Below are 12,151 nucleotides of genomic sequence, written 5' to 3'. Positions count from 1 at the left end.
TCCATGACTGTCGTAATCAAAGTCGGTGGCGCTCGCGCGGTCGACCCCGCGGGAGCGCTTGCGGACGTCGCAACGCTGGTCGAAGCGGGCGAACAGGTCGTCGTGGTCCACGGCGGCTCCACGAAGGTCGACGAGACGCTCGAACGACTCGGCGTCGAACCGGAGTACGTCGAGACGCCGTCGGGCGTCGTCGGCCGGTTCACCGACGAGACGACGATGGAGGTCTTCGAGATGGCTTTTGGCCACCTCAACACGCAACTGGTCGCCGGCCTGCAGAGCCTGGACGTGGACGCCGTCGGCCTGAACGGCGTCGACGGCAAGTTGCTGTACGGTCCGCGGAAATCGGCCGTGCGAGTCGTCGAGGACGGCAAGAGGAAGATTCGCCGGGGCGACCACTCCGGCACCATCAAGCAGGTCAACGGCGACCTGCTCGAGTCGCTGCTCGACGACGGGTACACCCCGGTCGCTGCGCCACCGATGGCCGGCAAAGACGATGACGAGATAATTCCCGTGAACACCGACGCCGACCGCTCGGCCGCCGCTATCGCCGGCGAACTCGACGCGACGCTCGTCCTGCTGACCGACGTCGCCGGCGTCTATGCGGACCCCGACGACCCTGCGACGCTCATCGAGTCCGTCGAGACGGGCGACGACTGGGCCGCCCTCGAGGACGCCGCCGAGGGCTTCATGGGTCGGAAGATCATGGCCGCCGAGGAGGCACTCGACGGCGGGTCGCCCGAGGTCGTCGTGGCCGACGCCAACGCCGAGGAGCCGATTCTCTCGGCACTCGATGGCGATGGGACACACGTCTACGCAAGCGCAGTGCAGGAGGAAGAACAATGAGTGGATTCGTCTTCAACGAGAAACCCATCCAGATCGAACGCGGCGACGGCGCGTACGTCGCCGACGACAGCGGTACCGAGTACCTCGACATGGGCGCGTCCTACGCCTGCGTCCCGCTCGGACACGGCCATCCCGCGGTACAGGAGGCCGTAACCGAGCAGTTCGAGAAGCTCACCTACGTGCAGGCCTCGTATCCCAACGCCGAGCGGACGGCGCTGTACGAACTGCTGGCCGACACCGCACCGGACCCCATCGACAAGACGTGGCTCTGTAACTCCGGGACAGAGGCCAACGAAGCAGCACTAAAATTCGCCCGCTCGGCCACCGGGAATTCGAAGATAATCGCCACCATGCAGGGCTTCCACGGCCGGACGATGGGATCGCTCGCGACCACGTGGAAGACCAAGTACAAGAAGCCCTACGAGCCGCTCATCGGCGACGTGGAGTTCGTCCCGTACGACGACAGCGAGGCGCTGGCGGAGGCCGTCGACGAGGACACCGCGGCGTTCATCGTCGAACCCGTCCAGGGCGAGGGCGGCATCAACCCCGCCTCTGCGGGCTACCTGGAAGCGGCCCGCGAGATTACCGAAGACGCCGGCGCGGCGCTGATCTTCGACGAGGTCCAGACGGGGATGGGCCGCACGGGCGCGCTCTGGAACTCCCAGCGGGCCGACGTCACGCCCGACATGATCACCTCGGCGAAGGGCCTGGGCAACGGCTTCCCCGTCGGCGCGACGCTCTGTCGCGACTGGATCGCCGAGAACTACGGCTCCCATGCCTCGACGTTCTCCGGTGGCCCCGTGATTTCGGCTGCCGCGGGCGCGACTGTCTCGACCATCGTCGAGGAGTCCGTGCCCCAGAACGCCGCCGCGATGGGCGACTATCTCCAGACGGAACTCGAAGCGGTCGTCGGCGACGAGGTGCGGGACATCCGCGGCGAGGGCCTGATGGTCGGCGTCGAGATCGGCCGCGGGGCCAACACGGCGCTGAAGCAACTCGCTTTGAACCACCAGGTGCTTGCACTGCCGGCGGGCCGGACCGTCGTGCGCCTGCTCCCGCCGCTGACCATCGACGAGGACCACGTCGACGAGGTCGTCGACGCCATGGCGGAGGTGCTCGCATGAGCGAGGCCCAGACCCGCGAGGCCGACGGCGAGGCCCGCGAACTGCTGGAAGACGTCGTCCGCATCCCCTCGGTCTCGCGCAGCGAGGGCGACGCGGCGCGGTACCTCGCCGAGTTCTTCGAGGCCCACGACCGCGAGGTCTGGATCGACGAGGTCGGCAACGTCCGCGCGCCGGCCGACGACGGCGTCCTGCTGACCTCCCACATCGACACCGTGCCGGGCGACATCCCGGTCCGCGTCGCGGAAGGCGACGACGGCGGCGTGCTGTGGGGCCGTGGTTCCGTCGACGCGAAGGGGCCGCTGTGTGCGATGGCCGTCGCGGCCGTCCGCACGGGGGCGTCGTTCGTCGGCGTCGTCATGGAGGAAGTCGACTCGACGGGTGGCCGGCACCTCGTCGAGGACCGCGACAGCGCGCCGGACGCCGTCATCAACGGCGAACCCTCCGGCTGGGAGGGCATCACGCTGGGTTACCGGGGCCTGCTGGGCGGCACCTACGTCGCCACCAGCGAGTCGGGCCACTCCTCACGGCCGGAGAACAACGCCATCCAGGACGCCATCGACTGGTGGTCCGCCGTCGAGGCCGAGTTCGACCCCGACGAGTGGATGCCCGTCTTCGAACGGGTCACCTGCAAGCCCGTGGACATCGACGGCGGCATCTCCGCCGACGGCCTCTCCGTCGAGACGACGATGGAGGTCCAGCTGCGGGTGCCACCGGAGTACACCACCGACGAGATACGCGAGATCGCCGACGGCTACCTCGAGAACGGCACGGTCAACTGGAACGACCAGGTGGAACCCGTGATGCAGAGCCCCCGGACGCCGGTCGCGCGGGCCTTCCGGGCGACCATCCGCCAGCACGGCGGCGAGCCCCACATGCTTCGCAAGACCGGCACCAGCGACATGAACGTCTACGCGAAAGCGTGGGACTGTCCGATGGTCACCTACGGCCCGGGCGACTCCGACCTGGACCACGCGCCCGACGAACACATCGAACTCGCGGAGTACGACCGCTCGGTCAGCGTCCTGACCGACGTCACCGAACGCCTCCTGGAGGACTGAAGACGATGCACCTACTCGACGTCGACGACCTCACGACCGACGAACTGCACGCCGTGCTGGACCGCGCCGCCGACATGAAGGCCGGCACCGGGCCGGCGACGCGCAACGACCTGCTCGACCAGCAGACGCTGGGGATGATATTCGAGAAGCCCTCGACGCGGACCCGCGTCTCCTTCGAGACGGGGATGACCCAGCTTGGCGGCCACGCAATCTTCCTGGGCCCCGACGACATCCATCTGGGCCACGGCGAACCGGTCAAGGACACCGCCCGGGCGTTGGCCCGGTACGTCGATTTCATCATGGCCCGCGTCTACGACCACGCCGACGTCGAGGAACTGGCCGAGTACTCCGAGGTCCCGGTAATCAACGCCCTGACCGACGACGCCCACCCTTGTCAGACGCTGGCCGACCTGCTGACCATCCGCGAGGAGTTCGGCGACTTCGACGTGGACGTGGCGTGGGTCGGCGACGGGAACAACGTCTGCCAGTCGTTCGTGCTCGGCGCGGCGATGACCGGCCTCGATCTCACCGTGGCGACGCCCGAGGGCTACGAGGTGGACGAGGACGTGCTCGACCGCGCGGCTGACCTCGGCGACGTGCCCGAGACGACCCACGACCCCGCGGCCGCCGTGGCCGACGCCGACGTGGTCTACACCGACGTCTTCGTCAGCATGGGCCAGGAGGACCGCCGCGAGGAGAAGCTCGCGGAGTTCGACGGCTTCCAGGTGACGACGGACCTGCTTGGCGACCGCAAACTGATGCACTGCCTGCCCGCCCACCGCGGCGAGGAGGTCACCGACGAGGTCGTCGAGAGCGACAACGCCATCGTCTGGGACCAGGCGGAGAACCGGCTACACGCCCAGAAAGGGTTGCTGGTGTGGCTGGCAGAGCAATAGCGCGAGCCCGAGCAAAGTGAGGGGTCTCGAACCGGAACGGCGACCGCAGGGAGCCGTGGAGGGCGTAGCACCGGGAACGGAGTGAGCGGTTTTTCCCCACGTTGCGAGGAGTGGTCGTGAGCGAAGCGAACGACCCGACGAAGTAAACAGTGGTCTAGAAGTGCGCGAACTTGTCCCGGCGGTAGACGTCCAGTTCGTTGACCGTCGTCGGCGGCGTCTGGGCGAGCGCGAAGGCGACGGCGTCGGCCACCTCCTCGGGTTCGGTCACCTCGCCGGGTTCGAACCGTTCCTCGAAGGCCTCGCCGTCCTCGCTGCCGAACTCAGAGCGGACCTCCGTCGGGTTGACGACAGTGACGCCGATGTCCTCGTCGCCGACCTGGGCTGCCAGACTCATCGCGAACCCGCGGACCCACCACTTCGTGGCGGCGTAGACGGGGTTGGCCGGCCGGGGGTACTGGCCGGCGAAACTCCCGATGAACACCATGTTCCCGGTCGCCTCGCGCAGGTGCGGCAGGGCCTCGCGGGCGGTGTAGAACGCGCCGTCGACGTTGACGTCCATCATCGTCCGGTAGTCGTCGTCGCTCATCGTCTCGACCTCGTCCCCGCGGCCGAGGCCGGCGTTGGCGACGACGCCGTCCAGCGACCCGAGGGTCTCGACGGTCGACTCGACGGCCGCCGCCACCGCCGCCGGGTCGCTCACGTCCGCCGGGACGACGTGGGCTGTGACGTCGTGGGCGTCGGTCACTTCGTCGGCCAGGTCCTCGAGGCGCCCCTCGCGGCGGGCGAGCAACGCCACGTCGCCACCGTCGGCGGCGACGCGGTGGGCCGTCGCCGCGCCGATGCCCGAACTCGCGCCCGTGATCAGTACGGCCTGTCCTGCAAGCGGTGTCGCTCCCATACTCTCATCCCCGGCCGACCGGGCAATAGAACTTGCGCCGACTGCTTGCCCACCCCGTACAGCAGTGGGGTTACTTCGCCGTCTGTGCGCTCGCGCGGTCCCGGGCGGTCTCGCGGACCGGAATTCCACGTGCCTGGAGGGCGGTCTCGAACTTCGACACCGTGACGCCGCCGTGCGTCGCGGCCTGCTCGAGTGTGAGCGTCTGGCTCTGGTACAGCGTCAGCGCGGCCGTGAACGATTTGAGTGACATTTCCGACGGATGTACTCTCTCGACACAGACTATTAAGTTTTTCGCGGAGTTATGCTAGTATATTACGCTCCAATCCGAAATGTAGATGGATGTGTGGAATGTGTGGTGTATATTCGACGAAACGGGCATTCGGACACTCTGGTCGTGAGCCCTGTGATCACTCCGCACGCAGCGCATCCGCGATGGCCGCGAGCTGGGCCTTCCGGAAGGCCCCGTCGGCCTGCTCGGGGTCGTCGGTCTCGAGTTCGCCGACCTTCCAGAGGATGCCCGCCCGCATCTGAGGTTTCGACGGGAGGCGTGCCGTGTCGATCTCGTAGCCGACGGCCTCGCAGACGGCCGCCAGCGTCTCCTTGGTGAACCCGGAGGACACCTCGCGTTCGAAGCGCCCCACGGCCGTTCGAATCTCGTTTCGCAGTTCGTGGACGGTCTTCGTCATGGCCGGTGTGGCGGCGCGGTCCGTTGTGGGATTTGTGGTTCGGCGCTCGCGAGGCGGCAGGCACCTTCATCCGTCTCGCCGTCGTCTGTCAGCCATGGAGTACTTCGTCACGGGCGCGACTGGGTTCGTCGGCGGCCACGTCGCCCGGCAGTTGCTCGAGGAGGGACACGAGGTGGTTGCCCTCGCGCGGACGCCGTCGGCGGCGACCGACCTCGAGACCGCGGGCGCGCGGGTCGTCGAGGGCGACATCACCGACAGCGAGAGCATGCGCGACCCGATGACGGGCGTCGACGGCGTGTTCCACGTCGCCGGGTGGTACGACGTCGGCGCCGACGACCCGACAGTGGGCGAACGCGTCAACGTCTCCGGGACACGGAACGTGCTGGAACTGATGGCCGACCTCGACGTCCCGAAGGGCGTCTACACGAGCACGCTGGCGGTCAACTCCGACACGGGCGGCCGGCTGGTCGACGAGGACTACACCTACGTCGGACCGCACCTCACCGAGTACGACCGGACGAAGTGGGCGGCCCACTATGAGGTGGCCCGGCCGATGGTCGCGGACGGCCTCCCGCTGGTGACGGTCATGCCCGGCCTGGTCTACGGCCCCGGCGACACGAGCGTCTTCGGCGACGCGCTCCGGGACTTCCTTCGGGGCGAGTTCCCGGTCGTCCCGCGGGCGGTGGCCTACTGCCCCGGTCACGTCGAAGACATCGCCCGTGCGCACGTCCAGGCGATGGAGCACGGGACGCCCGGTGAGGACTACATCGTCGGCGGCGACCCGGTGACGCTCGTCGAACTGTTCGAGCTGGTGGCCGAACTCAGCGGCCGGGACCCACCCCGGACCGTCTCCCCGTGGCTGTTCCGGGTCCTCGCGCCGGTCGCCGGCCTGCTCGAACGCGTCGTGACCCTCCCGAAGGACTACCGCGCCGAGAGCTTGCGGGTCCTCGCCGGCGTCACCTACGTCGGCGACAACGCGAAGGCGACGGCCGAACTCGGCCTAGAGCACCGACCGCTCCGTGCGGGACTGCGTGGGACCGTCGAGCACGAACTGTCGCGGCTCGACACGTGAGGTTCCACCCGAAACGCTACCCTTTTCGATACGTTTGGCAATTTTTGACAGGGGATCGGCGACCTCAGTTCGGCGGATCGTCGCTGGTGCCGGGGACGCCCCGGCCCTGGTAGAACTCGCCGCCCCAGTTGCCGACCCAGATGTCCTGGTTGGCCAGGTAGAGTGCGTCGGCGGTGTAGAACCGGTCGTCGGTCACCGACCATTCGCCGGCTGCCGTGTCGTACGCGACTTCGCCGTTGTAGACGGCGGCCTGCCCGAACTCGCCGCCAGCCTTCGGCGGCAGCGGCGGTTCGTCGGGGTTGGACCCGCTCACCGACGGCGGACGCTGAGCGCGCTGGAGCCGCCCGCGGTTGAACGTCGCGTCGAAGAACTCGGCGAACAGCGGGCGCACCTCGGTGTTCCCGAGGACGGCGTCGGCCGCATTGAGCCCGCCGGTGATGTCGCCCGCGTCGCGGGCCGTGATGGTGTACGTCGAGTCGCCGCGTCCGGAGGCGAACGTGCCGGCGTCGGCGTCCCACAGTTCGTCGATCATGTAGCCGAGGACGTCGCCGGCGGTGTCCTCGTGGTCCACGCCGTCGAGCTGTGAGGCCCACAGCAGCCCCTGGGCGACGATTCCCTGGGTGGCGGCCTGGTTGGCGGCACCGTTCTCGACCATACCGTTGCCGGCGAGGTTCGACTCGACGACCTCGGCGAGGCCGTTCGCGTAGTCGGCGGCGGCCGACCGCGACTCGGCGCTGCCGGCCTGGGCCGTAGTACCCCACCGCACCGAGCAACAGCCCGACCGACCGAGTCGACTCCTGCCGGGCCACGTCCGCCGGGTCGAACAGGCCCATCGTCGTCTCGGCGACGCCGTCCGTGATCTCCTGGATGCCGACCGGCGGGTCGAAGACGGCGTCGGCGCCGGCCTCCCGCGGGAGCAGGGGGCGCGGGTTCTCGTACCCGAACCACCCGTTCTGGGCGAGGCTGGTCATGTCCGAGAGGAACCACAGCATCGCCGCGTGGTGGTGGGGCCGTCTCGTCCCGTCGACGATCTCGCCCGCGGCCGGCCGGTACTGAGAGAGGAACTCGAAGCTGTCGCCGTGGGTCAGCGCGCCGTTGCCCCGCGACCCACCGACCAGGATGGCCGCGTTGATGCCGACCTGTGCCAGCGTGCTCAGCAGTTGCGCGCGGAACTGTGGCTGTATCCCGTCGGGCAACAGGTCGAAGTGCGCCTGGAAGTTCTTCGCCCAGGTGACGCCCTTCAGGTGGGTCCACGCGAGCGAGGACGGGCTGACGATGCCGGAGGACTGCTCGGGGTCCCACGCCAGCGTCTCGGCGTTGGGCCGCCCGGACTCGCCGCCGAAGTCCGGCTGTCGCGTGAAGTGGGGGTCGCCCTCGGTGAACGCCGCGAACGTGAGGTTCGGGTTCCGGATGGGCGGCCCCTCGTCGCCGGCGGCCTCGAGCATCGCCGGGAGCCGCCGGTCCCTGAGCTGTGCCATCTGGTCGTTCAGGGGGAACGGGACCCCGTTGCCGCTCATCGCGATGTTCGTCGACATGTTGTACAGCGAGTACCAGTAGGCGTCGAAGGTCGCCGCCGCGAAGTCGTAGGTGGTTCCCTGGCTACTGGCCCCGCCCGACGGGTCGCCGGCGACCACCGCGCCGCGCATCCCCAGCGAGTCGTGGGGCGAGCAGAAGTACTTCGTCGTCCCGGCACTCTCGAACGTGTGCTCGAACGTCGTCCCCGACTCGCTGGCGGGGTCGCCGCTCCGGAACGAGTCGTCCTGAGCGACGACGTTGTGGGCGCCGCCGTCCCGTCCACTCCCAGGTGACGGTCGTCCCGGGGTCGACGTGGACCGCCGGCGGGTCGAAGGCGAACGCCCCGCCGTTGCCCGCTGCACCCACGGCGACCGTCACCGCGGATTGGCCTCGCCGGTCGACCGTCCCGTCGAAGTTGCTCGTGTCGGTGAACCAGCCGCCGTAGTCGACCTCGGCAGCCGTGGTGCTGTCTGTCGCCGCCGTCGCGCCGTCGCCTGTCGTGCTCGTGGAGGGAGTATCGCTGTCGGCGCTCCCGGGCGCCTGACAGCCCGCCAGGCCCGCGAGTGCGCCGAGCGTCCCCGCGAGTATCGTCCGTCTGTCGTACATCGTGGGTGCGGCTTCACCGCTCCGTCCAAAAGTGGTGCCCCGGCAGGGTGGTCGGCGTACACCCACCAGGAGCGGTTAAATACCGGGACGACTCGCGATACATACCGATACCGTGACGTTGTGTCTGTCCGACCAACGCACACAGCCGCGGCTGACAGGTCATGGTGAGTACTATTAGCCTGGCGGCGATAGGTACGGCCGATGGACCCGCTCGAAATCGACGCCGGCGAGGCCGACATCGAGGAGATCCTCGACGTGCTCGAGGGCGGCCGCCGGGTCGTCGTCACGACGGAGTTCCTCGGGAGTTCCCACGAGGTCACGCTCCGGTACGACGACGTCTGGTACTGCGATACGCCGACGCGACTCCACAAACACGAGAGTCGCGACGAGATGCGGACCTGCCTCGAGCGGCAGGGCTACGCGCAGGCCTGACTCCGAGCGCCCGGACCAGGTGAGCTCCGGGTAACGACCCCGTTTATGCGCCAGGCGGTGCTACTGTGTTCACATGGCAGTCACCCCCTCACCGAACCGGTTCCGCGAGCTCATGGCCGACGACGAACCCTCGCTCGACGAGGTGATGGCGTGTGTCTTCGGCGTCCAGTCACACGAGGTACGGACCTACCAGACGCTGCTCGCGAACCCGGGCAGCACCGTCGAGGAACTGGCAAACGAGCTCGACCGGGACCGGTCGAACGTCAACCGCTCGCTGTCGACGCTCCGCGAGAAGTCCCTCGCGACGCGCCGGCGCCGCCTGCTCGACGGCGGCGGCCACGTCTACCAGTACACCGCGACGCCCCTCGAGGAGGCCCGCGACCTGATGCACGAGACGCTCGACCAGTGGGCCGAGGCCGTCCACGAGCAGATCGACCGGTTCGACGCCGAGTAAGCGCTCTGTCTGAGTTGTTGCCGGTGTTTATTCACTAGCTCTCGATGCGGAGAGCCAGCCGCCCCTTTCAGTCCACCCGAAACCAGTTGGTCAGCCGGCTGGGTGGGACTGAAAGGGGCCGGGCGCTCGGCGTACGAGACGACGCAAGCACGCGAGCGAAGCGAGCGCGCGCAGCGAGTCGCAGGAGCCGAGCGTCCGGGGGCTTTCTGGCTGTTCGCACCCACAACTGCGTAACTACACACGACTCTGCCGCCAACCGCCCGACTTTTTGCCCCCCGCGCCGTGGGGCCGACAATGGCCGACCTGCAACTCACCGACGGGGTACCTCCGGAAGCCGACGACGGCGTCTGGCTCGCCTGTATCGAGTGTGGCGAGTCCTTCGCCCCCTTCGACGACGTCATCTACACCTGCGAGTCCTGTGACGGACTGCTCGAGGCGCGCTACGCCGACCTGCCGACCTTCGAGGACTTCGAAGGCGAGGGCGACGGCGTCTGGCGCTACAGGGCAGCCCTGCCCTTCGACGAAGGCGTCTCGCTGCCGGAGGGGAACACGCCGCTGCACCGCGTCCCGCGACTCGAAGAGGAGACCGGCGTGAGGAGTCTCCGGGTCAAACACGAGGGGATGAACCCACCGGGTCGTTCAAGGACCGCGGGATGACCGTCGGCGTCCGCGTCGCCAAGGAGGTCGGCGTCGACCGCCTCGCCTGTGCCTCGACCGGGAACACCTCGGCGGCGCTGGCGGCCTACGGCAGCCGCGGCGGCATGGAGACGCTCGTCCTCTTGCCCGCCGGGAAGGTCGCGGCCGGGAAGATCGCCCAGGCCGCGCTCCACCAGGCCCGCATCCTCGAGGTCGACGGCAACTTCGACCAGTGTCTCGACCGCGTGCAGGACCTCGCCCAGCGCGGCGAGGCCTACCTGCTCAACTCGCTGAACCCCTTCCGCCTGGAGGGCCAGAAGACCATCGGCCTCGAGATCATGGAGGAGCACTACGCGGACTACGGCGAGTATCCGGACCGAATCGTCCTCCCGGTCGGCAACGCCGGCAACACCGCGGCGCTGTACAAGTGCTTCCGCGAACTCGTCAAGTCCGGGGCCATCACCGAGGACCAGGTGCCGAAACTCACCGGCGCACAGGCCGAGGGGGCCGCGCCGATGGTCGAGGCCATCGAGGAGGGTCTCGAGGCGACCCGCCGCTGGGAGGACGTCGAGACCCGCGCGACGGCCATCCGCATCGGCAACCCGGTCAACGCGCCGAAGGCCCTGCCTGGCATCCGCGAGACCGGCGGCACCGCCGTCGCCGTCTCCGACGAGGAGATCACCGAGGCCCAGCGCGCGCTGGCCGGCGAGGGCGTCGGCGTCGAACCCGCGTCGGCGGCCTCCGTCGCCGCGCTCCGGAAACTCCGCGACCGCGGCGACGTCGAGGACGACGAGTCCGTCGTCTGTCTCACGACCGGCCACCTGCTGAAGGACCCGGACGCGGCCGCCGAAGCGGGCAACGACCCCGAACCCGTGCCAAACGACACCGACGCCATCCTCGAACTCATCGACGAGGGGTCGTCGGTCGGGGACAGGGTTCGCCGAGGGGCGTCGAAGGCCGCCAGCTCGCCGTCGATTCCGGCGCTCATCGCCGGCGGAATCGGCCTCGCGTACCTCTACCGTAAACTCCGAAAGAAGAAGTAGCGACGTCTGTGCCCCAATCTAGTCTCGCTTGAGTGGGTCGGGCGAGGGGTCGAGCCCTTCGAAAGTATCAGTGGCACCTCGCATCTGACAGCTGCCGTGAATTCCATTGCCACCAGCAATTCTTTTCGTCCACCCGGCCGAACTCTCGATAGCATGGTCGCGTTCCGTCGCAGTCGGATCGTAACACGCCGACGACCACCGTCTCGACAGGGAGTCACAGGTGACCGGCGTCTACGAGCGGGCGCTCGGCGAGGCCGCCGCCGACCTCCACCCGAAGGTCCGCGAGCGTTACGCCATCGGTCCCGGCGACGGCGTCACCGTCGGCCGCGGCGAGATGGACATCCTCCGTGGCACGCACGTCCTCCCGGCGCTGTACGCGATGACGAGTCGGGACATGCTCTTTCCCGAGGCGGGTCACGACGTCCCGTTCACGGTGACGACGGCCGGATACGACCTCGACGGCCACGAGGCGATGACGACCCGCCGGGAGTTCCACTTCGACGGTCGAACCCGCCGGTTCGACACCGTGACCGTGTGGGACGCGGCGGGCGACCGTCTGCTCGACTTCCTGGGGCAGGGCGGACCTGTCGCCACGGAACTGCATCCCCGCGTCGAGGACGGCGCGCTGGTCGTCGAAGCGGGTCGCCAGTGGCTCCACGTCGGCGACCGGTACGTCGAACTGCCGGGCCCGCTGATGGCCGACGTCGAAGTCCGGGACCGCTACGACGCGGCCGGCGAGCGCTACCACGTCCTCGCGACCGTCGAGAACCCGCTTGCCGGCCACGTCCTCAGTTACCGGGGCACGTTCACCCAGGAGCTGACCGGGCGGGAAGCGATCGGTGACCTGCGCCCGCTCCGGGGCCTCGAGGCGCTCCCGCCGCGGTGACG

Annotated in this window: 14 protein-coding genes and 2 pseudogenes; 11 read left to right on the top strand and 5 right to left on the bottom strand. The window is 68.8% G+C overall.

What is annotated here, in order from left to right:
- The first annotated feature begins 3 nt into the window (after positions 1-3).
- The 4 genes from P1N55_RS11800 to argF are packed head-to-tail and all read left to right on the top strand — an operon-like array spanning position 4 to position 3,921.
- Complete coding sequence (locus P1N55_RS11800) at positions 4-843, top strand: acetylglutamate/acetylaminoadipate kinase (RefSeq protein WP_276275786.1); 840 nt, start codon at positions 4-6, stop codon at positions 841-843.
- A complete protein-coding gene (locus P1N55_RS11795; RefSeq protein ID WP_276275785.1) occupies positions 840-1,967 on the top strand; it encodes an aspartate aminotransferase family protein in 1,128 nt (375 codons plus the stop codon). Before P1N55_RS11800 ends, P1N55_RS11795 begins: the two co-directional genes overlap by 4 nt.
- On the top strand, positions 1,964-3,025 hold the full coding sequence (locus tag P1N55_RS11790; RefSeq protein ID WP_276275784.1) for a [LysW]-lysine hydrolase: 1,062 nt from the start codon (positions 1,964-1,966) through the stop codon (positions 3,023-3,025). Before P1N55_RS11795 ends, P1N55_RS11790 begins: the two co-directional genes overlap by 4 nt.
- A gap of 5 nt (positions 3,026-3,030) precedes the next feature.
- Positions 3,031-3,921: an ornithine carbamoyltransferase gene (argF, locus tag P1N55_RS11785; RefSeq protein ID WP_276275783.1), complete on the top strand. Its 891-nt coding sequence runs from the start codon at positions 3,031-3,033 to the stop codon at positions 3,919-3,921.
- Positions 3,922-4,075: 154 nt separating this feature from the next.
- On the opposite strand, the gene P1N55_RS11780 is transcribed toward argF, so the two are convergent.
- From P1N55_RS11780 to P1N55_RS11770, 3 genes are all read right to left on the bottom strand, one after another.
- Positions 4,076-4,819, bottom strand: coding sequence for an SDR family oxidoreductase (locus P1N55_RS11780; RefSeq protein WP_276275782.1), 744 nt, complete (start codon positions 4,817-4,819; stop codon positions 4,076-4,078).
- Positions 4,820-4,889: 70 nt separating this feature from the next.
- On the bottom strand, positions 4,890-5,102 hold the full coding sequence (locus P1N55_RS11775) for a DUF7317 family protein (RefSeq protein ID WP_379689922.1): 213 nt from the start codon (positions 5,100-5,102) through the stop codon (positions 4,890-4,892).
- A gap of 124 nt (positions 5,103-5,226) precedes the next feature.
- A complete protein-coding gene (locus P1N55_RS11770; protein ID WP_276275780.1) occupies positions 5,227-5,505 on the bottom strand; it encodes a hypothetical protein in 279 nt (92 codons plus the stop codon).
- 94 nt (positions 5,506-5,599) lie between these two features.
- On the opposite strand from P1N55_RS11770, the gene P1N55_RS11765 reads away from it, so the two are divergent.
- Complete coding sequence (locus tag P1N55_RS11765; protein ID WP_276275779.1) at positions 5,600-6,577, top strand: NAD-dependent epimerase/dehydratase family protein; 978 nt, start codon at positions 5,600-5,602, stop codon at positions 6,575-6,577.
- Positions 6,578-6,641: 64 nt separating this feature from the next.
- On the opposite strand, the gene P1N55_RS11760 is transcribed toward P1N55_RS11765, so the two are convergent.
- On the bottom strand, positions 6,642-7,343 hold the full coding sequence (locus P1N55_RS11760) for a hypothetical protein (protein WP_276275778.1): 702 nt from the start codon (positions 7,341-7,343) through the stop codon (positions 6,642-6,644).
- 101 nt (positions 7,344-7,444) lie between these two features.
- On the opposite strand from P1N55_RS11760, the gene P1N55_RS11755 reads away from it, so the two are divergent.
- Together P1N55_RS11755 and P1N55_RS11750 are read left to right on the top strand one after the other, a co-directional pair.
- On the top strand, positions 7,445-7,633 hold the full coding sequence (locus P1N55_RS11755) for a hypothetical protein (protein ID WP_276275777.1): 189 nt from the start codon (positions 7,445-7,447) through the stop codon (positions 7,631-7,633).
- 75 nt (positions 7,634-7,708) lie between these two features.
- The gene (locus P1N55_RS11750; protein WP_276275776.1) at positions 7,709-8,134 is read left to right on the top strand and encodes a hypothetical protein; all 426 of its coding nucleotides are present in this window, start codon (positions 7,709-7,711) and stop codon (positions 8,132-8,134) included.
- A 131-nt stretch (positions 8,135-8,265) separates the two neighbouring features.
- Here P1N55_RS11750 and P1N55_RS11745 read toward each other — a convergent pair.
- Positions 8,266-8,454 (bottom strand): annotated as a pseudogene (locus P1N55_RS11745) (hypothetical protein); the annotation flags it as partial.
- A 445-nt stretch (positions 8,455-8,899) separates the two neighbouring features.
- Between P1N55_RS11745 and P1N55_RS11740 the strand changes: the two are divergent.
- The 4 genes and pseudogenes from P1N55_RS11740 (at position 8,900) to P1N55_RS11725 (ending at position 12,149) form a co-directional block, all read left to right on the top strand.
- The gene (locus P1N55_RS11740; RefSeq protein WP_276275775.1) at positions 8,900-9,130 is read left to right on the top strand and encodes a hypothetical protein; all 231 of its coding nucleotides are present in this window, start codon (positions 8,900-8,902) and stop codon (positions 9,128-9,130) included.
- Positions 9,131-9,203: 73 nt separating this feature from the next.
- Complete coding sequence (locus P1N55_RS11735; RefSeq protein ID WP_276275774.1) at positions 9,204-9,584, top strand: helix-turn-helix domain-containing protein; 381 nt, start codon at positions 9,204-9,206, stop codon at positions 9,582-9,584.
- 294 nt (positions 9,585-9,878) lie between these two features.
- Positions 9,879-11,263, top strand: a pseudogene (thrC, locus tag P1N55_RS11730) (threonine synthase).
- Positions 11,264-11,483: 220 nt separating this feature from the next.
- Positions 11,484-12,149, top strand: coding sequence for a DUF4166 domain-containing protein (locus tag P1N55_RS11725; RefSeq protein ID WP_276275773.1), 666 nt, complete (start codon positions 11,484-11,486; stop codon positions 12,147-12,149).
- Positions 12,150-12,151: the final 2 nt, after the last annotated feature.

It is taken from the genome of Haloarcula regularis (assembly GCF_029338315.1).
Taxonomy (GTDB): Archaea; Halobacteriota; Halobacteria; order Halobacteriales; family Haloarculaceae; genus Haloarcula; species Haloarcula regularis.
Note: the sequence above shows the minus strand (reverse complement) of the source record. Positions and strands in the feature narration are given on the sequence as shown.

Coding starts and splice junctions, on each gene's coding strand:
- P1N55_RS11740 (WP_276275775.1), top strand. CDS start 8,900: ATGGACCCGCTCGAAATCGACGCCGGCGAGGCCGACATCGAGGAGATC.
- P1N55_RS11790 (WP_276275784.1), top strand. CDS start 1,964: ATGAGCGAGGCCCAGACCCGCGAGGCCGACGGCGAGGCCCGCGAACTG.
- P1N55_RS11770 (WP_276275780.1), bottom strand. CDS start 5,505: ATGACGAAGACCGTCCACGAACTGCGAAACGAGATTCGAACGGCCGTG.
- P1N55_RS11795 (WP_276275785.1), top strand. CDS start 840: ATGAGTGGATTCGTCTTCAACGAGAAACCCATCCAGATCGAACGCGGC.
- P1N55_RS11755 (WP_276275777.1), top strand. CDS start 7,445: ATGCCGACCGGCGGGTCGAAGACGGCGTCGGCGCCGGCCTCCCGCGGG.
- P1N55_RS11750 (WP_276275776.1), top strand. CDS start 7,709: ATGCCGACCTGTGCCAGCGTGCTCAGCAGTTGCGCGCGGAACTGTGGC.
- P1N55_RS11765 (WP_276275779.1), top strand. CDS start 5,600: ATGGAGTACTTCGTCACGGGCGCGACTGGGTTCGTCGGCGGCCACGTC.
- P1N55_RS11780 (WP_276275782.1), bottom strand. CDS start 4,819: ATGGGAGCGACACCGCTTGCAGGACAGGCCGTACTGATCACGGGCGCG.
- P1N55_RS11800 (WP_276275786.1), top strand. CDS start 4: ATGACTGTCGTAATCAAAGTCGGTGGCGCTCGCGCGGTCGACCCCGCG.
- P1N55_RS11735 (WP_276275774.1), top strand. CDS start 9,204: ATGGCAGTCACCCCCTCACCGAACCGGTTCCGCGAGCTCATGGCCGAC.
- argF (WP_276275783.1), top strand. CDS start 3,031: ATGCACCTACTCGACGTCGACGACCTCACGACCGACGAACTGCACGCC.